Raw genomic sequence first — 16,697 nt, 5'->3', positions numbered from 1 at the left:
CCGGCCCCGCGTCCTCCCACAGCATCACCCACTCTTCCCAGGAAGTTGCCATGCCTCTCGTTTCGATGCGCCAGCTGTTGGACCACGCGGCCGAAAACGGCTACGGAATCCCGGCGTTCAACGTCAACAACCTCGAGCAGGTCCAGGCCGTGATGTCGGCGGCGGACGAAGTCGGCGCGCCGGTCATCCTGCAGGCCAGCGCCGGTGCCCGCAAGTACGCCGGCGAGCCCTTCATCAAGCACCTGATCCAGGCCGCGGCCGAGATGTACCCGCACATCCCGCTGGTCATGCACCAGGACCACGGCACCAGCCCCAAGGTCTGCGAAGGCGCCATCCAGCTGGGCTTCGGCTCGGTGATGATGGACGGCTCGCTGATGGAAGACGGCAAGACCCCGGCTTCGTTCGACTACAACGTCGATGTCACCCGCCGTGTGGTCGACATGGCGCACAAGGTGGGCGTCACCGTCGAAGGTGAGCTGGGCTGCCTGGGCAACCTCGAAACCGGCGAAGCCGGCGAGGAAGACGGCATCGGCGCCGAAGGCAAGCTGGACCACAGCCAGATGCTGACCGACCCCGAAGAAGCCGCCGTCTTCGTCAAGGCCACCCAGCTGGACGCGCTGGCGATCGCCATCGGCACCAGCCACGGCGCCTACAAGTTCTCGCGCAAGCCCACCGGCGACATCCTGGCCATCAGCCGCGTCAAGGAAATCCACGCCCGCATCCCCAACACCCACCTGGTGATGCACGGCTCCTCGTCGGTGCCGGAAGACCTGCTGGCCATCATCAACCAGTACGGCGGCAAGATGAAGGAAACCTACGGCGTGCCCGTCGAGGAAATCCAGGAAGCCATCAAGTTCGGCGTGCGCAAGATCAACATCGACACCGACATCCGCCTGGCGATGACCGGTGCGGTGCGCAAGTTCATGGCCGAGAACCCGGACAAGTTCGACGCCCGCGAATGGCTCAAGCCCGCGCGTGAAGCCGCCAAGCAGATCTGCAAGCAGCGCTACCTCGAGTTCGGCTGCGAAGGCCAGGCCGGCAAGATCAAGGGCCAGTCGCTGACCGACATGGCCGCCGCCTACGCGGCCGGCAAGCTGGCGCAAACCGTCGTCTGATGGGGCAGGCCCGCCGATAGAATCGCGGGCTTTTCTCACACCGGCCCGTACCGGGCCCGCCGAGCCATGACAGCCGCCCTGCACACGTCGTCGATCACCTCGCTGCCCCTGCTTGCCCGGGGCAAGGTCCGCGACAACTACGCGGTGGGCGACGACCGGCTGCTGATGGTGGCCAGCGACCGCCTCTCGGCCTTCGACGTCATCATGGGCGAGCCGATCCCGGGCAAGGGCGAACTGCTCACGCGCATGGCGCTGTTCTGGTTCGACCGGCTCAAGGACATCGTGCCCAACCACCTGACCGGCGAAGCGCCGGAAAGCGTGGTGGCGCCCGCCGAGGTGGCGCAGGTCAAGGGCCGCTCGATGCTGGTCAAGCGCCTGAAGCCGCTGCCCATCGAAGCCGTGGTGCGCGGCTATCTGGCCGGCAGCGGCTGGGCCGAATACCAGAAGACCGGCGAAGTCTGCGGCGTCAAGCTGCCCGCCGGCCTGAAGAACGCCAGCCGCCTGCCCGAGCCCATCTTCACCCCGGCCACCAAGGCCGAGATGGGCGACCACGACGAGAACATCTCTTTCGAGAAGATGGTCGAGGTGGTGGGCCGCGACCGCGCCGAGGCGGTGCGCCGCATCGCCATCAGCCTGTACACCGAGGCGGCGGCCTACGCCCTGACCAAGGGCATCATCATCGCCGACACCAAGTTCGAGTTCGGCCTGGACGAAGACGGCACGCTGACGCTGATGGACGAGGTGCTGACGCCCGACTCCTCGCGCTACTGGCCGGTGGAGAGCTACGTCGAAGGCGTCAACCCGCCCAGCTACGACAAGCAGTTCGTGCGCGACTGGCTGGAGCAGGCCCAGGTCGATGGCCGCCCCTGGGGCAAGACCGCGCCGGCGCCCGCGCTGCCGGCCGACGTGGTGGCCAAGACCGCCGACAAGTACCAGGAAGCCTTGCGGCGTCTCGTCGAAGCGGGCTGAGGGCAGGCGCGTGGCCATCATGCGCTCCCGACTGCTGACCCGCCTGGACGCCGCCATCGCGAAGGCGCGCAACCCGGTGGAGGTGGCCTGCCTGAAGGCGGAGCGCGCCTGCTTTCTCGCCCGCCAGGGCCAGATGGCGCAGGCCCGGCTGCTGGTGGATGCGCTGCACACCCAGTTCGCGTGGCGGCCACATGCCGCGGTGAGCGCCTGGCTCAGCCTGGCCGAAGGCCTGCACGACTACTACACGCGCCTGGGCGGCTCGGCCCGCGACCGCGTGATGCGGGCGCATGCGCTGTCGGGCGCGGCGCACCTGGCGCCGTTGCGGGCCTTGAGCGCCGCCTGGCTGGCCCACATGGACATGGCCAGCCACGACATGGCCCGCATGGTGCAGCACGTGCGCGAGGCGCTGCAGGGCGCCCAGCCCGACCACCACTCGGCCCGTTCACGCGCCTGTCTGGTGGTGGCCTATGCCTACCACTTCGCGGGCGACGAGAACCGGGCCTTGCCTTGGTACGCCCGCTCGCGCTTCCACGCCACGGCCGATGGTGACGAGGCGCACCTGTCGGCGCTGATGCACAACCAGGCCTCGCTGCGCGGCACGCAGGCCCGGCTGGCGGCGATGTTCGGCGAGGCCTCTCCCGAGGCCACGCGGCAGGCGCTGCTGAGCAGCGAATCCATCACCCGCTTCGACGCCGGCATCGGCACCGCGGCGCTGGTGTCGCTGGTGCCGATGATGCAGGCCCAGCTGCTCACGCATGACCAGCGCTGGGCCGAGGCGCTGGCGCTGTTCGAGCTGCACTTCGACACGGCCATGGCCGATGGCCTGGAACGCATGAAGCCCTGCTTCCTGGCCGACCGCGCCTGGTGCCGGCTGCAACTGGGTGAGCCCAAGCCGGCGCTGGCCGATGCCGAGGCTGCCGAAGCCAGCCTGCGCCAGCCCTGCGACCTGGACGACCGCGCGCTGGCGCAGGCCCGCCTGGCGCAGGTGAAGGAGAAGCTGGGTCAGGCACGCGAGGCCGCGCTGTTGCGCGAGCGTGCCCGCAGCGATCTGCAGGCCCACCGCAGCGAGCAGGAGCGCCTGGTGGCGCTGCTGGACGAAGCGCTGGCGGAAATAGCTCCGGCCAGCGCCTAGCGCGGCTTCAGTTCAGAACAGCGCCATGCTCAGCTTGCGCCGGTACTGGTCCACCACCGGGTCGGCCGGCGCGGCGGCCACCTTGCCGGTGAGTTACAGCGTGCCCTTGGCCTCGGCCGCGGCGGGCTTGGGCGCGGGCTTGGTCATCAGCTCGAGGATGGCGACGTAGTTCTTGCGCGCCAGCTCGTCCGACCAGGCCTTGTCGCGCATGATGATCTCGAGCAGCTCGTCCATCGCCTGCGTGAAGCGGCCGGCCGCGAAATGCGTCTGCGCCAGCTCGAAGCGGGCTTCGAAGTCGCGCTTGTTGGCCTGGATGGCGGCGGCCAGCGCGTCCGCGCTGCGGGCCTGAGGCGCCTTCTCGGCGGCTGCCAGCCAGTGGCCCAGCGCGGCGATGCGCGCATCCAGCACGGCCTTGCTGGCCACCGGTTCCAGTGCGGCGCGGGCCTGCGCCACCAGGCCGCTTTCCAGCAGCAGCTTGACGTAGTCGCAGCGCACGGCGTCGTTGCCGGGGTCGATGGCCACCGCATGCTGCAGCTTGGCCAGCGCAGCATCGGTGTCGCCTTCGGCGACCAGTTCTTCGGCCTCTTCGGTCTCGTGCTCGGCTTCCAGCGCGTCCTCGGAAGGCACGTGCTTGTCCAGGAATTGGCGGATCTGCGCCTCGGGCAGGGCGCCGACGAAGCCGTCCACCGGCTGGCCCTGGTGGAACATCACGCAGAACGGAATGGAGCGCACGCCGAAGGCCTGGCTGAGCTGGCCGGCGATCTCGGGCTGGTCATCGCTGTTGAGCTTGGCCAGCACGAAACGGCCGGCGTACGCGGTCTCCAGCTTTTCCAGCAGCGGGCCCAGCGTGCGGCAGGGGCCGCACCAGGGGGCCCAGATGTCCAGCAGCACGGGCTGTTGCATGGACGCCTGGATGAGGTCGGCCTCGAAGTTCTGGAGCGTGATGTCGATCATGGCAACGAGAGAGGTGAATGCGCACGCCTACAATTCAAGGCTTCCTGCAATCCACGGAGCGGCCCTTGAACAGCGCAGCGCCCGTGGTCGGTGTGGTGATGGGTTCCAGCAGCGACTGGGAAACCATGCAACACGCGGCCGCGATTCTCGCCGAGTTCGGCGTTCCCCACGAAGCCCGGGTCGTCTCGGCCCACCGCATGCCCGACGACATGTTCGCCTACGCCGAAAGCGCGCAGGCGCGGGGCCTGCAAGCCATCATCGCCGGTGCCGGCGGCGCCGCGCACCTGCCCGGCATGCTGGCCGCCAAGACGGTGGTGCCGGTGCTCGGTGTGCCGGTGGCCAGCCGCCACCTGCAAGGCGTCGATTCGCTGCACTCCATCGTGCAGATGCCCAAGGGCATTCCGGTGGCCACCTTCGCCATCGGCACCGCCGGTGCGGGCAATGCCGCGCTGTTCGCGGTGGCCATGCTGGCCAACCACGATGAAGCCCTGCGCGCCAAGCTCGAAGCCTTCCGCGCGCGCCAGACCGAAGCCGCCCGCGCGATGACGCAGGAGCTGAAGTGACGGTGCCCGCCACCTTGCCCGCGCCGCTGCTGCCCGGTGCCACGCTGGGCGTGATGGGCGGCGGCCAGCTGGGCCGCATGTTCGTGCATGCCGCCCAGGCCATGGGCTATGCCACCGCGGTGCTGGAAGCCGATGCCGCCAGCCCCGCCGGCCAGGCCTCGCAGCACCAGGTGCTGGCCGCGTACACCGACGCGCAGGGCCTGGCGCAGCTGGCAGACCTGTCGACGGCCATCACCACCGAATTCGAGAACGTGCCGGCGCAGGCGCTCCAGACGTTGGCCGCGCAGCGCTTCGTGGCGCCGGCCGCGGCCGCCGTGGCCGTGTGCCAGGACCGCGCTGCCGAAAAGGCCCACTTCCAAAGCTGCGGCGTGCCCTGTGCGCCGTACGCGGTCATCGAGTCGGCCGAGCAGCTGGCCGCGGTGGCCGACGAGCTGCTGCCCGGCATCCTCAAGACCGCGCGGTTGGGTTATGACGGCAAGGGCCAGGCGCGCGTGCGCAACCGCGACGAGCTGGCCGCTGCCTGGGCCGCGATGAAGCAGGCGCCCTGCGTGCTGGAAAAGCTGTTGCCGCTGCACCGCGAGATCAGCGTGGTGCTGGCCCGCGGCATCGATGGCGCCTGCGTGGAACTGCCGGTGCAGCAGAACCTGCACCGCGACGGCATCCTGGCCGTCACCCAGGTGCCGGCGCCCGACGTGCCCGAGGCGCTGCAGCGCCAGGCGGTGGACTGCGCCCGCTCGGTGGCCGCTTCGCTGCAGTACGTGGGCGTGCTGTGCGTGGAATTCTTCGTGCTGGCCGATGGCCGGCTGGTGGCCAACGAGATGGCGCCGCGGCCCCACAACTCGGGCCACTACAGCATCGACGCCTGCGATGTTTCGCAGTTCGAGCTGCAGGTACGCACGATGGCCGGCCTGCCGCTGGTGTCGCCGCGGCTGCATTCGCCCTCGGTGATGCTCAACCTGCTGGGCGACCTGTGGTTCGACGCGCAGGGCCATGAGCGCGATCCGGCCTGGGCCGGCGTGCTGGCACTGCCCGGCGTGCACCTGCACCTGTATGGCAAGGCCGATCCGCGCCGCGGCCGCAAGATGGGCCACCTCACCGTCACCGCCGCCAGTGCGGCGCAGGCCCGCGCCACCGCGCTGCAGGCGGCCGACGTGCTGGGCCTGCCGGCCTTCTGACCGGACCCGCCATGCGACTGGACGCGCAGGACCCGGCGGCCATCGCCGCCGCCGCCGACCGGCTGGCCGCCGGCGAGCTGGTGGCCTTTCCCACCGAGACGGTGTATGGCCTGGGTGCCCGCGCCGACGACGACGCCGCCACCGCGCAGATCTTCGCCGCCAAGGGCCGGCCCACTGGCCATCCGCTGATCGTGCATGTGCATGAGCCGGCCGCCGCGGCGGCCTGGGCCGGCGAGTGGCCGGCGCTGGCGCAGCGCCTGGCCGCGGCCTTCTGGCCCGGTCCGCTGACGCTCATCGTGCCGCGCGCGCCGGGCCTGGGCGAGGCGGCGGCGGGCGGCCAATCGAGCATCGGCCTGCGTTGCCCGTCGCACCCGGTGGCCCAGGCGCTGCTGCGTGCGGCGGCCGAGCGCGGCGTGCGTGGCGTGGCCGCGCCCAGCGCCAACCGCTTCGGCCGCGTCAGCCCCACCACGGCGGCGCACGTGCAGCAGGAGTTTGACGACACGCTGACGGTGCTGGACGGCGGTGCCTGCGACGTGGGCATCGAATCCGCCATCGTCGATTGCTCACGCGGGCGGCCGGTGCTGCTGCGGCCCGGCGCGCTGACGCGCGAGCAGATCGAGCAGGCCGCCGGCCAGCCGCTGGCCGCGCCCGATGCCGACGCGCCGCGCGCCTCGGGCACGCTGGCCTCCCACTACGCGCCGCGCGCCAAGGTGCGGCTGATGCCCGCGGCCGCGCTGCGCGATGCGCTGAAGGTGTTTGCCGATGCCGCGACGGCCGGCAACACCCACTCACCGACCGGCAAAACGCTGGCGGTATATTGCCGCACCGTCCGGCCCGGCCCTGGTGCCGCGCTGGTCCGACAGATGCCCGACGACCCGGCCCTGGCCGCGCACGAACTGTTTGCCACGCTGCGCGCGCTGGACGATGCCGGCGTGTCGCTGATCTGGGTCGAGACACCACCGCCCGGCACCGCCTGGGACGGCGTCCGCGACCGGCTGCAACGGGCCGCGGCCGAATGAACACCGCACCCATCCCTACGGAGAATCGATGAACTTCAAGTCCCTTTGCCGCGGCGCCGCGGCTGCCGGTGTGGTTGCACTGCTGTCCGCCTGCGGCGGCGGCGCCGTTGACGACTACAAGCCGGTGAGCATCTACGCCTTCGGGGACGAGCAGAGCCTGCTGACCAATGAGTCGAGCCGGCCGAACAACGGCTTCAAGTACAGCGTGAACCTGGCCGACACGACCGACACCACCGATCTGGAGTGCCAGACCTACCCGATCTGGACCCAGCTGGTGGCCTCGGGCTTTGGCCGCGTGTTCGACCAATGCCGCAGCAGCACCGCCACGGCCACCGCTTTCATGCGCGCCACGCCGCTGGCCAAGGTGGCCGACCTGGATGGGCAGATCGCCGGCACCGTCACCGGCACCAACACCAGCAAGAACGCCATCACCTTCGTCGACAAGGACCTGGCCACGATGATGGTGGGCACCTACGACATGCTGGAGCTGTACGGCCGCGTGGTGGGCAAGACCACCGCGCTGGCGGCGGCGCTGGGCAGCAACTACGACACCGTGGTCACCGGCGGCACGCTCACCTACGACGAGGCGGTGGCCGAAGCCACCCGGCGCGGCGAGCAATGGGCCGCGGTGCAGAACCGCGTGGCCAATGCCGGTGCCCGCGTGCTGGTGGTGACGATTCCCGACCTGTCGTTCTCGCCGATGGCGATCGCCGACCAGGCCGCCGCCGATGCCGACAGCACCGTGACCGACAAGCGTCGCCGCCAGCTGCTCAACGACCTGACCACGGCCTACAACCTGGCCATGCGCAAGAACCAGATCAACGACGGCCGTCTGATCGGCATGGTGCTGGGCGACACCGAGCTGGACTCGATGGTGCGCTTCCCGGGCAGCTACTCGCTGAGCAACGTGGTCGATGCGGTGTGCACCACGGCGCTGCCCAACTGCACGGCGGCCACCGTGATCTCGGCCGCCAGCGGCAATGCCACCCAATGGCTGTGGGCCGACAGCTACCGCCTGGGCATCGAGTACCAGCGCCGCATGGGCGACCTGGCCTACTACCGCGCCAACAACAACCCGTTCTGATCGACCGGCGCGCCAAGTCGCCGAGCCAGGGCCGCCATCGTGCGGCCCATTTTTTTATGGCGTTCCCGGCACCGCGCCGTCGCGCAGCGTCCACTGCACCAGCGCGTCGAAGGCCGGGCGCGCGGCGGCGGCGTTGGGGTGGTTGACGATGGCCACCAGCAGGTAGCGCCGGCCGCTGTCGCCCAGCACGTAACCGGCCACGCCGGCCACGTCGCGCAAGGAGCCGGTCTTCAGGTGCGCGCGCCCGGCGGGCGCCTGCGAACGGCGCAGCGTGCCGTCGGTGCCCGAGGCTGGCAGCGAGGCCATCAGGTCGGGCATTACCGGGCTGGACCAGGCCGACTGCAGCAGCCGGGCCAGCAGCGCCGCCGGCATGCGTGTGTCGCGCGACAAGCCCGAGCCGTTGTCGATCACCAGCGCCTGCTGGGTGGCGGGGTCGATGCGCAGGCGCTCGGCCAGCCAGCGCTGCAGCACCTCGCGCGCGGCCTCGGGCGTGCCCTGGCCGGCGCGTTCCAGCCCCAGCGTCAGGAACAGCTGCTGCGCCATCGTGTTGTTGCTGAACTTGTTGATGTCGCGCACCACCTCGGCCAGCGGCGGCGACTCGAACTGGAACGAGGGCGGCGTGGCCGTGGGCGCGGGGCCGGCGCGCACCTTGCCGCGCAGCTGGCCGCCGGCCTCGGCCCACAGCTGGGCCAGCAGCCGGGCGGCGTAGGTCTGCGGCGCCGGGTCGGCCACCGGCCACAGCCGCTCGCCGCAGGCCAGCGGGTAACGGCCCTCGAAGCGCACCTGCGCCGGGTCGTCGAAGCGCGGCTTCACGGTGCTGCGCCAATCGCCGCAAGGGCCTTCGGCCATCGGCAGCTCGGCCTGCACCGTGGTGCCGGCCAGCGCCGGCTCGGCGCTGATGCGCGCCACGTTGCGCACCGCGTCGGGCGTGAAGCGGTAGATCACCGTCTTCTGGTTCAGCAGCAGCGCGTCGGCGCGCACGTTGTAGGGCCGCAGCGGCTCGTTGTCGAAGTCGGCGGGGGAGGCGCGAGGCGGCGCGAAAGCGTCGGTGTCCAGCACGATGTCGCCGCGGATCTCGCGCACGCCGGCCGCCTGCACCCGGCGCAGCAGCAGCCACACCCGCTCCAGCACCAGCTTGGGGTCGCCCCGGCCCTGGATGATCAAGGAGCCGTCCAGCACGCCGTCGCGCACCTCGCCGTTGATCCACACCGGCGTGTTCCAGCTCCACGCCGGGCCCAGCAGGTCGAGCGCGGCATAGGTGGTCAGCAGCTTGGTCAGCGAAGCCGGGTTCACCGGCTTGTCGGCCTGCAGCCGCAGGCGCGGCGCCGGCGGCTGGCCGCGCACGGGCAGGGCCCCAACTTCTTCCACCACCACCGACAAGGCCTCGGGCGGAATGCGCTCGCGCTGCAGCACCGCAGCGGCTTCGGGGGGCAGGTTGCCGATGGACTGGGCGGTGGCCGCACCGGCGGCCGCCAGGCCCAGCCAGAGGGCGACGAAAAGCGAAGACACAGGCATCGGGGGATGATCGCACGCAGGCCCGCCGCCCTTGCGCCGGGGCCGGCGCGGGCAGGCCCTTCCCCTACACTGGCGGCATGTCGTCGTCGCCCCATTCCGCGTGCCCCACGCACGCCGAGGCCACCCCGGCCTCGCCCGCCTTGCTGGCCATCGACACCTCCACCGAACGCCTGGCCGTGGCCGCGCAAGCCCACGGCCGCCAGCTGCGCCTGGTCGAGCCCGGCGGCGCGCTGGCCTCGGCCCGGCTGCTGCCGGCCGTGCGGTCGCTGCTGGCGCAGCTGGGCTGCCGCGTGTCGGCCATGCAGGCCATCGCCTTCGGCCATGGACCGGGGGCGTTCACCGGCCTGCGCACCGCCTGTGCGGTGGCGCAGGGCTTGGCGCTGGGCGCCGGCCGGCCGGTGCTGCCCATCGACAGCCTGGCCATCGTGGCCGACGATGCCCGCGCGCAGACCCAGGGCCGGCACGACACCGTGCACGTGGCCATGGACGCGCGCATGAACGAGATCTACGCCGGCACCTACCGCTGGGCCGAGGGCCGCTGGCAGGTGCTGCAGGCGCCCGCGCTGTGGCCGCTGGCGGCGCTGGCCGCGCATTGGCAGGCCGAAGCGCCCGCCTGCGTGGCCGGGTCGGCGCTCGCCGCGTTTGGCGACCAGCTGCCCACCGGCGGCGCCGAACGCGTGCCCACCGAGCACGACCGTGCCGCCGCGCTGCTGCGCCTGGCGCAGCAGGCCTGGCTGGCCGGCGAGGCCATCGACCCCGCGCTGGCGCTGCCGCTGTACCTGCGCGACAAGGTGGCGCAGACCACGGCCGAGCGCGAAGCGGCCAAGGCGGCTGCGGCATGAACGCCATCGCGCAACCCGCCGCGCCGCGCCTGGTGCCGATGACCGTGGCCCTGGTGGACGCGGTGAGCCTCATCGAGCAGCAGGCTTATGCCTTTCCGTGGTCGCGCGGCAACTTCATCGACTCCATCGCCGCCGGCTACGACATGCAGGTGCTGCAGGCCGAAGACGGCGAGCTGATCGGCTACACCGTGGCCATGCGGGGTGTGGACGAGGTGCACCTGCTCAACATCACGGTGGCGCCGCGCTGGCAGCGGCAGGGCCACGGCCGGGCGCTGCTGGCGGCGGTGATCGACGCGGTGCGCGCCACCGGCCTGCCCACGCTGCTGCTGGAAGTGCGCACCAGCAACGAAGGTGCGCGCCTGCTGTACGAATCGATGGGCTTCTTGCAGATCGGCCTGCGCCGTGGCTACTACCCCGCGCCGCACGGCCAGCGTGAAGACGCCTTCGTGATGGCGCTGGCCATGGAGCCCCGCGATGTGGAGTGAACGCCAGCGGGCCATGCTGGCCGAGATGGGCATCCGCGTGTTCGTGCCGCCAGCGGCGGCCGTGCCGGACGAGGCACCGGTAGAGGAACTGGTCGAGGCCGAAGAGGCCACGGCCCCGGTGGCCGCGCCGGCGCCCCCCCGCGAGGAGCGACCTGCGCCGGCCACGCGGCCCGCCGACCTCATCGCCCGCGCTCCGTCACCCATCGACAGCCTGGACTGGGAACCGCTGCGCGAGGCGGTGGCCAGCTGCACCGCCTGCCGGCTGTGCGAATCACGGCGCCACACCGTCTTTGGCGTCGGCCACATGCGGGCGCACTGGATGGTGATCGGCGAAGCGCCCGGCGAGCAGGAGGACCTGCGCGGCGAGCCCTTCGTCGGCCCCGCCGGGCAGCTGCTGGACAGCATGCTGCGCGCGCTGGGCCTGACGCGCGACGAGGCACCGCCCGAGCAGCAGGTGTTCATCGCCAACACGCTGAAGTGCCGGCCGCCGCGCAACCGCAACCCCGAGCCGGAGGAGCTGGCGCGCTGCGAGCCTTTCCTGCAGCGGCAGATCGCGCTGGTGCAGCCGCGCATCATCCTGGCGATGGGCCGCTTCGCGGTGCAGTCGCTGCTGCGCAGCAGCGAGCCCATCGGCCGCCTGCGCGGCCGGGTGCACCAGTACCAGGGCGTGCCGCTGGTGGTGACCTACCACCCCGCGTACCTGCTGCGCCAGCCGATGGACAAGGCACGCGCCTGGGAAGACCTCTGCCTGGCGGCAGAAGTCATGGAGCAGGGCCCCCAAGCTCGCTGACGCTCGCTGCCCCCCGAGTGGGCGCGTTCCGCCTCGGGGCGGCCCGGCGGCGGAACCTTGTGCCCAGTTACTTCGCCTGCTTCGTCGGCCGCTTCCACCCCGGCACCGTCAGCTGCCGCGCGCGCGAGACGCTGAGCTGGCCGGCCGGGGCGTCCTTGGCGATGGTGGAGCCGCCGCCGATGGTGGCGCCGTCGCCCAGCGTCACCGGGGCCACCAGCACGCAGTTGCTGCCCACGTGCACGTCATTGCCGATCACCGTGCGGTGCTTGTTCACGCCGTCGTAGTTGGCGGTGATGGAGCCGGCCCCGAAGTTCACCCGCTCGCCCACCGTGCTGTCGCCCAGGTAGGCCAGGTGGTTGGCCTTGGCGCCGTTGGCCAGGGTGGAGTTCTTCACTTCCACGAAGTTGCCGATGTGCACCTCGGCGCCCAGCACCGCGCCCGGCCGCAGGCGGGCGTAAGGCCCGATCAGCGAGCCCGGGCCGACCTCGGCCTGCTCGATGTGGCTGAAGGGGTGGATCACCACGCCATCGGCGATGCGCGCATCGCGCAGCACGCAGTTGGGGCCGATGCGCACGCCGTCGCCCAGCACCACCTCGCCTTCGAACACGCAGTTGACGTCGATCTCCACGTCGCGCCCGCACCGCAGGCGGCCGCGCACGTCGATGCGGGCCGGGTCGGCCAGGCGCACGCCGGCGTCCAGCAGCGTGTCGGCCACCGCCGCCTGGTGCAGGCGTTCCAGCTGCGCCAGCTCGCGCGGGCTGTTGATGCCGCGCACCTCGATCTCGGCCGGCGCGGCCGAGGCCACCACCGGCACGCCCTGGGCCACCGCCATCTTCACGATGTCGGTCAGGTAGTACTCGCGCTGGGCGTTGTCGTTGTCCAGCGCCATCACCGCACGCTTCAGCCAGGCGCTGGGCGCGGCCATCATGCCGGTGTACACCTCACGGATCTCGCGCTGCGCGGGCGTGGCGTCCTTGTGCTCGACGATGGCCTGCACCGTACCGTCGGCCGCCCGCACGATGCGGCCGTAGCCGGTGGCATCGGCCAGCGTCACCGTCAGCAGCGCCAGGCGGTTGCCGCCGCAGGCCTCGGCCAGCGCGCGGGCGGTCTCGGCCCGGATCAGCGGCACGTCGCCGTTCAGGATCAGCGTTGTACCCTCGTCGGGCAGGTGCGGCACCACCTGCTGGATGGCGTGACCGGTGCCCAGCTGGGGTTCCTGCTTGACCATGCTGACGCCGGGCATAACGATTGCCGTTTCCACTTGGTCGGCGCCATGCCCCACGATCACCAGCGTGCCGTCGGCCTGCAGCGTGGCCGTGGTGTCCAGCACCCGTTGCAGCAGGCTGCGGCCGGCCAGCCGGTGCAGCACCTTCGGCCGGTCGGATTTCATGCGGGTGCCTTTGCCCGCGGCCATGATGACGATGTGGAGAGCCATGCGTGAAGCGATGAAGAGGGTGCGGTGGCGCACCGGGGGCCGGATTATCGGTGCCGCCCTGCTGGTGCTGGCCGTCAGCGGTTGTGCGGTGGTGCAGCTGGCCTACAACCAGGCGCCGGCCTGGACCTCGTGGTGGATCAACGGCTATGCCGACCTGGACGATGAGCAGGGGCCGCGCACGCGGGAGGCCATCGACGCCTTCTTCCGCTGGCACCGCAGCACCCAGCTGCCCGAGTACGCCGCCATGCTCACCCGCATGCAGGCCCAGGCGCAGGACAACACCAGCGCCGCCGCGCTGTGCCGCTGGGAGCCCGAGCTGCGCCAGAAGGCCGAGGTGGCGCTGATGCAGATGGTGGTGCCCGCGGCCGAGCTGGCGGTGACGCTGACGCCGCAGCAGCTGCGTCACATCGAAAAGCGCTACGAGCGCAACAACAAGGAGTTCCGCGAGGAGTACCTGCAGCCCGACCCCAAGGAGCGGCGGGAGGAGCTGCTGGACAAGACGGTGGAGCGGCTGGAAAAGCTATACGGCCGGCTGGAGGCGCCGCAGCGCGAGCGGGTGGCGCAGGCGCTGCTGGCTTCGCCCTTCGACCCCGAGCAGTGGAACCAGGAGCGCCTGGCCCGCCAGCGCGACACGCTGCAAACCCTGCGCAGCCTGAAGGTGGACGGCCGCGCGGTGCCGGCAGCGCAGGCCCAGGCCGCGGTGCGCGACCTGATGGGCCGCTGGCTGCATTCGCCGCGGCCGGCCTATGAGGCCTACCAGCGCCGGCTGGTGGACTACAACTGCGCCTGGATGGCCGAGCTGCACAACACCACCACCCCCGCCCAGCGCAAGGCCGCGCGCGACAAGCTGCGCAGCTGGGCCGATGACGCCCGGGCGCTGGCGGGCGCTAGCGGTTAGCCGGCACCACCACCCGGCGCGGGCTCACCGCTGGGGTGGGAAAGTCCTTCAGCGCCGCTTCGTACATCAGCGACAGCGACTCAGGGTCGCCGCCCACCAGGCTGTCGTTCACCGCGCGGCTTTCGTACAGCGGCGCGCCGCTGGCGCGGTCGCGGATCAGCACCGCCACCTCGCGCTCATAGCGCGGGTTGTCGAAGCGGTAACCCAGGCCCAGCCCGGGCCGCCAGCCACCGAAGCGGCCGAAGCCGTAGCCGTAGTTCCACCAGAACGGATCGTCCCAGGGCGCGGTGTCGTAACGGGTGATGCGGGCGCCCAGCTGGATGGTCACGTCGGCCTTGCCGGCGTCGGTGGCGGGCTTGAAGCCGGCCATCTCCACCGCCGGGCGTGCGGCGTCTTCCAGCGCGGCCTGCTGCTCGGGCTGCGAGGCCTGCGAGGGCAGCCGCTCGAACACATAGGTGCCCGGTGCGCGGCCGGCCGGCCAGGTGCCGTAGCTGCGCACGTCGCTGGTCAGGCTGTTGAGCGAAGCGCAGCCGCCCAGGGCCAGCAGCGCCGCGCCGCCGGCCATCACGCGCATCGAGGACAGGAGGGTCATGTTCAGGGGTTCCTGGTTCAGGCCCCCGGATGCAGCTTCACCACCGAGGTGGCGGGCGTGCCACAGGGGTCTTCGTCTTCGTCGAATGCCTTGTCGCCCTGCGGGTCGGCAATGCCGGTGGCCTGCAGCGTCGTGAAAGGGTACAGCTTCCGGTCCATCATGTGTGACGGCACGATGTTGCCCATGGCGGTGAACATGTTGTCGATGCGGCCGGGGTACTGGCGGTCCCAGTCGCGGATCATCGCCTTGATGGTGGCGCGCTGCAGCCCTTCCTGGTTGCCGCACAGCGTGCACGGAATGATGGGGAACTGGCGGTCCACCGCATAGCGTTCCAGGTCGGCCTCGGCCACATAGGCCAGCGGGCGGATGACCACGTGCTTGCCGTCGTCGCTCACCAGCTTGGGCGGCATGCCCTTCATGCGGCTGCCGAAGAACATGTTCATCAGCAGCGTCACCACCATGTCGTCGCGGTGGTGGCCCAGCGCCACCTTGGTGGCGCCCAGCTCGCTGGCCACGCGGTACAGGATGCCGCGCCGCAGCCGCGAGCACAGCGAGCACATCGTCTGGCCCTCGGGAATCAGCCGCTTGACGATGGAGTAGGTGTCCTGCTCCTCGATGCGGAAGGGCACGTCCAGCGTGGAGAGGTACTGCGGCAGCACATGCTCGGGGAATCCGGGCTGCTTCTGGTCGAGGTTGACGGCCACCAGCTCGAACGGGATCGGCGCCCGCTTGCGCAGGTTGATCAGGATGTCGAGCAGCGCATAGCTGTCCTTGCCGCCCGACACGCAGACCATGACCTTGTCGCCGGCTTCGATCATGTTGAAGTCGGTGATGGCCTGGCCCACCTGGCGGTGCAGGCGCTTGGACAGCTTGTTGGCCTCGAACGCGGCCTTGCGCTCGTGGGCGGTGTCGATGGCGATGTCGCTCATGGCAGTTCCGTTCTCAACGCTGGATGCCGAACACTTCCACCCCCACCGCGTCGCAGTCGGGGTACACGTCGGGCTTTTCGGTGCTCACGCGGGCCGCACGCACGCGTGGGTGGGTCAGCATGGCCTTCAGCAGGTCATCGGCCAAAGTCTCCTGCAACTGGATGTGGCCCTGCTGCACCCGCTCGGCCACGGTGCGGCGGATGAAGTCGTAGTCCACCACTTCATGCAACTCGTCGGTGGTGGGCGTGGACTGTGCCAGCGGCACGTACAGGTCGACGTTGATGATCACGCGCTGCTCGCCGCGCTTTTCGAAGTCGTGCACGCCGATGTTGATGTTCACCACGTAGTTGCGCAGGAACAGGCGCCGGCAGTCGGCCAGGTCAGGATGAAGAAGGTTCATGGCGGCCGATCAGGCGAGGAAGTAGACGTCGCGCGGCTGCGCGGCGAGGTGCTGGCCGCCATCCACCAGGATCGTGGTGCCGGTGATGGCGGGTGAATCGAGGACGAAGCGCACGGTGCGCGCCAGGTCTTCGGGGGTGGAGGAGCGCTGCAGCGGCGTCATGCGGTGCGCACGCTCGAACTCGGCCTGGTTCATCGGGCCAGAGGGCAGGGTGACGCCCGGCGCCACGCCCACCACCCGCAGCCGCGGCGCCAGCGCCATGGCCAGCATCGTGGTGGCGCTTTCCAGCGCCGCCTTCGACAGCGTGTACGACAGGTGGTCGGGGTTGGGGTTCCAGAGCTTCTGGTCGAGCAGGTTCACCACGCAGCCGGGCATCTCGGCCGCGTCGTCGCGCGTGGCCAGGTGCTGGTGCAGCGCCTGCGCCAGCAGGATGGGCGCTGCGGTGTTGGCGCGCCAGTGGCGCTCCATCGCGGCATGGCCGAAGCTGGCCACGTCGTCATGCTCGAAAAGGGAGGCGTTGTTGACCACCGCATCCAGTCGGCCCAGCTGCGCCAGCGCCCGCGGCACCAGGTCGCGGCTGGCAGCTTCGTCGGTCAGGTCGGCCGGCAGCACCGCCACGCGGGCGCCCAGCGCCTGCAGCTCGGCCGCGGTGGCGGCGGCTTCTTCACTGGCGTGGTGGCAGTGCAGCGCCAGGTCGAAGCCGTGCGCCGCGAGGTCGAGCGCGATGCTGCGGCCGATGCGCCGGGCCGCTCCGGTGACGAGTACAACGCGGCGCGAAGGCATGGTTTCTAGAATGCGGC

The 16,697-nt window shown here is 71.0% G+C and carries 17 protein-coding genes and 1 pseudogene; 11 read left to right on the top strand and 7 right to left on the bottom strand.

Annotated elements, in window-relative coordinates:
* The first annotated feature begins 50 nt into the window (after positions 1-50).
* The 3 genes from fba to MW290_RS30300 all read left to right on the top strand — a co-directional run bounded on the left by fba (position 51) and on the right by MW290_RS30300 (position 3,216).
* On the top strand, positions 51-1,115 hold the full coding sequence (fba, locus tag MW290_RS30310) for a class II fructose-bisphosphate aldolase (protein WP_250198061.1): 1,065 nt from the start codon (positions 51-53) through the stop codon (positions 1,113-1,115).
* 66 nt (positions 1,116-1,181) lie between these two features.
* On the top strand, positions 1,182-2,084 hold the full coding sequence (locus MW290_RS30305) for a phosphoribosylaminoimidazolesuccinocarboxamide synthase (protein WP_250198060.1): 903 nt from the start codon (positions 1,182-1,184) through the stop codon (positions 2,082-2,084).
* A gap of 19 nt (positions 2,085-2,103) precedes the next feature.
* Positions 2,104-3,216 carry a hypothetical protein gene (locus tag MW290_RS30300; protein WP_250198059.1) on the top strand — a complete coding sequence of 371 codons (1,113 nt, stop codon included), beginning with the start codon at positions 2,104-2,106 and terminating at the stop codon, positions 3,214-3,216.
* Positions 3,217-3,228: 12 nt separating this feature from the next.
* Here the strand turns inward: MW290_RS30300 and MW290_RS30295 are convergent.
* Positions 3,229-4,170 (bottom strand): annotated as a pseudogene (locus MW290_RS30295) (tetratricopeptide repeat protein).
* A 98-nt stretch (positions 4,171-4,268) separates the two neighbouring features.
* Here MW290_RS30295 and purE point away from each other — a divergent pair.
* From purE to MW290_RS30275, 4 genes are read left to right on the top strand one after another with little or no spacing between them, the layout of a single operon-like run.
* On the top strand, positions 4,269-4,733 hold the full coding sequence (gene purE, locus MW290_RS30290; protein ID WP_250200139.1) for a 5-(carboxyamino)imidazole ribonucleotide mutase: 465 nt from the start codon (positions 4,269-4,271) through the stop codon (positions 4,731-4,733).
* 14 nt (positions 4,734-4,747) lie between these two features.
* Positions 4,748-5,908, top strand: coding sequence for a 5-(carboxyamino)imidazole ribonucleotide synthase (locus tag MW290_RS30285; RefSeq protein ID WP_375142978.1), 1,161 nt, complete (start codon positions 4,748-4,750; stop codon positions 5,906-5,908).
* Between the two features lie 11 nt (positions 5,909-5,919).
* Positions 5,920-6,927, top strand: coding sequence for an L-threonylcarbamoyladenylate synthase (locus tag MW290_RS30280; protein WP_250198057.1), 1,008 nt, complete (start codon positions 5,920-5,922; stop codon positions 6,925-6,927).
* 28 nt (positions 6,928-6,955) lie between these two features.
* A complete protein-coding gene (locus MW290_RS30275) occupies positions 6,956-8,011 on the top strand; it encodes an SGNH/GDSL hydrolase family protein (protein ID WP_250198056.1) in 1,056 nt (351 codons plus the stop codon).
* Between the two features lie 54 nt (positions 8,012-8,065).
* Here the strand turns inward: MW290_RS30275 and dacB are convergent, their stop codons facing one another.
* A complete protein-coding gene (gene dacB, locus MW290_RS30270) occupies positions 8,066-9,526 on the bottom strand; it encodes a D-alanyl-D-alanine carboxypeptidase/D-alanyl-D-alanine endopeptidase (protein WP_250198055.1) in 1,461 nt (486 codons plus the stop codon).
* A 77-nt stretch (positions 9,527-9,603) separates the two neighbouring features.
* On the opposite strand from dacB, the gene tsaB reads away from it, so the two are divergent.
* The 3 genes from tsaB to MW290_RS30255 are packed head-to-tail and all read left to right on the top strand — an operon-like array spanning position 9,604 to position 11,643.
* The gene (gene tsaB, locus MW290_RS30265; protein ID WP_250198054.1) at positions 9,604-10,368 is read left to right on the top strand and encodes a tRNA (adenosine(37)-N6)-threonylcarbamoyltransferase complex dimerization subunit type 1 TsaB; all 765 of its coding nucleotides are present in this window, start codon (positions 9,604-9,606) and stop codon (positions 10,366-10,368) included.
* Positions 10,365-10,853, top strand: a complete 489-nt coding sequence (rimI, locus tag MW290_RS30260) for a ribosomal protein S18-alanine N-acetyltransferase (protein WP_250198053.1) — start codon at positions 10,365-10,367, stop codon at positions 10,851-10,853. The genes tsaB and rimI overlap by 4 nt, the downstream gene beginning before the upstream one ends.
* Positions 10,843-11,643, top strand: a complete 801-nt coding sequence (locus tag MW290_RS30255) for a uracil-DNA glycosylase (protein WP_250198052.1) — start codon at positions 10,843-10,845, stop codon at positions 11,641-11,643. Before rimI ends, MW290_RS30255 begins: the two co-directional genes overlap by 11 nt.
* Positions 11,644-11,710: 67 nt before the next feature.
* Here MW290_RS30255 and glmU read toward each other — a convergent pair whose 3' ends face one another.
* Entirely contained in the window at positions 11,711-13,078 is a 1,368-nt protein-coding gene (glmU, locus tag MW290_RS30250; RefSeq protein WP_250198051.1) for a bifunctional UDP-N-acetylglucosamine diphosphorylase/glucosamine-1-phosphate N-acetyltransferase GlmU, read from the bottom strand.
* Between glmU and MW290_RS30245 the strand changes: the two genes are divergently transcribed.
* The gene (locus tag MW290_RS30245) at positions 13,077-13,976 is read left to right on the top strand and encodes a DUF6279 family lipoprotein (protein ID WP_250198050.1); all 900 of its coding nucleotides are present in this window, start codon (positions 13,077-13,079) and stop codon (positions 13,974-13,976) included. The two genes, glmU and MW290_RS30245, sit on opposite strands and share 2 nt — an antisense overlap.
* On the opposite strand, the gene MW290_RS30240 is transcribed toward MW290_RS30245, so the two are convergent.
* From MW290_RS30240 to MW290_RS30225, 4 genes are read right to left on the bottom strand one after another with little or no spacing between them, the layout of a single operon-like run.
* On the bottom strand, positions 13,966-14,568 hold the full coding sequence (locus tag MW290_RS30240; RefSeq protein WP_250198049.1) for a DUF4136 domain-containing protein: 603 nt from the start codon (positions 14,566-14,568) through the stop codon (positions 13,966-13,968). The genes MW290_RS30245 and MW290_RS30240 overlap by 11 nt on opposite strands.
* 17 nt (positions 14,569-14,585) lie before the next feature.
* The gene (gene ttcA / locus MW290_RS30235) at positions 14,586-15,497 is read right to left on the bottom strand and encodes a tRNA 2-thiocytidine(32) synthetase TtcA (RefSeq protein ID WP_250198048.1); all 912 of its coding nucleotides are present in this window, start codon (positions 15,495-15,497) and stop codon (positions 14,586-14,588) included.
* 13 nt (positions 15,498-15,510) lie between these two features.
* Positions 15,511-15,897 (bottom strand): dihydroneopterin aldolase, encoded by a 387-nt coding sequence (locus MW290_RS30230; RefSeq protein WP_250198047.1) that lies wholly within the window; start codon positions 15,895-15,897, stop codon positions 15,511-15,513.
* Between the two features lie 9 nt (positions 15,898-15,906).
* Positions 15,907-16,680 (bottom strand): SDR family oxidoreductase, encoded by a 774-nt coding sequence (locus MW290_RS30225; protein ID WP_250198046.1) that lies wholly within the window; start codon positions 16,678-16,680, stop codon positions 15,907-15,909.
* Positions 16,681-16,697: the final 17 nt, after the last annotated feature.

This window comes from Aquincola tertiaricarbonis, from assembly GCF_023573145.1.
Taxonomy (GTDB): domain Bacteria; phylum Pseudomonadota; class Gammaproteobacteria; order Burkholderiales; family Burkholderiaceae_C; genus Aquincola; species Aquincola tertiaricarbonis_B.
Note: the sequence above shows the minus strand (reverse complement) of the source record. Positions and strands in the feature narration are given on the sequence as shown.

What these genes read in the sequence shown, in the direction of transcription:
- purE (WP_250200139.1), top strand. Translation starts at nt 4,269, where the DNA reads ATGGGTTCCAGCAGCGACTGGGAAACCATGCAACACGCGGCCGCGATT.
- rimI (WP_250198053.1), top strand. Translation starts at nt 10,365, where the DNA reads ATGAACGCCATCGCGCAACCCGCCGCGCCGCGCCTGGTGCCGATGACC.
- MW290_RS30255 (WP_250198052.1), top strand. Translation starts at nt 10,843, where the DNA reads ATGTGGAGTGAACGCCAGCGGGCCATGCTGGCCGAGATGGGCATCCGC.
- MW290_RS30275 (WP_250198056.1), top strand. Translation starts at nt 6,956, where the DNA reads ATGAACTTCAAGTCCCTTTGCCGCGGCGCCGCGGCTGCCGGTGTGGTT.
- MW290_RS30240 (WP_250198049.1), bottom strand. Translation starts at nt 14,568, where the DNA reads ATGACCCTCCTGTCCTCGATGCGCGTGATGGCCGGCGGCGCGGCGCTG.
- MW290_RS30245 (WP_250198050.1), top strand. Translation starts at nt 13,077, where the DNA reads ATGCGTGAAGCGATGAAGAGGGTGCGGTGGCGCACCGGGGGCCGGATT.
- fba (WP_250198061.1), top strand. Translation starts at nt 51, where the DNA reads ATGCCTCTCGTTTCGATGCGCCAGCTGTTGGACCACGCGGCCGAAAAC.
- MW290_RS30305 (WP_250198060.1), top strand. Translation starts at nt 1,182, where the DNA reads ATGACAGCCGCCCTGCACACGTCGTCGATCACCTCGCTGCCCCTGCTT.
- tsaB (WP_250198054.1), top strand. Translation starts at nt 9,604, where the DNA reads ATGTCGTCGTCGCCCCATTCCGCGTGCCCCACGCACGCCGAGGCCACC.
- MW290_RS30280 (WP_250198057.1), top strand. Translation starts at nt 5,920, where the DNA reads ATGCGACTGGACGCGCAGGACCCGGCGGCCATCGCCGCCGCCGCCGAC.
- MW290_RS30230 (WP_250198047.1), bottom strand. Translation starts at nt 15,897, where the DNA reads ATGAACCTTCTTCATCCTGACCTGGCCGACTGCCGGCGCCTGTTCCTG.
- MW290_RS30225 (WP_250198046.1), bottom strand. Translation starts at nt 16,680, where the DNA reads ATGCCTTCGCGCCGCGTTGTACTCGTCACCGGAGCGGCCCGGCGCATC.
- dacB (WP_250198055.1), bottom strand. Translation starts at nt 9,526, where the DNA reads ATGCCTGTGTCTTCGCTTTTCGTCGCCCTCTGGCTGGGCCTGGCGGCC.
- glmU (WP_250198051.1), bottom strand. Translation starts at nt 13,078, where the DNA reads ATGGCTCTCCACATCGTCATCATGGCCGCGGGCAAAGGCACCCGCATG.
- ttcA (WP_250198048.1), bottom strand. Translation starts at nt 15,497, where the DNA reads ATGAGCGACATCGCCATCGACACCGCCCACGAGCGCAAGGCCGCGTTC.
- MW290_RS30300 (WP_250198059.1), top strand. Translation starts at nt 2,104, where the DNA reads ATGCGCTCCCGACTGCTGACCCGCCTGGACGCCGCCATCGCGAAGGCG.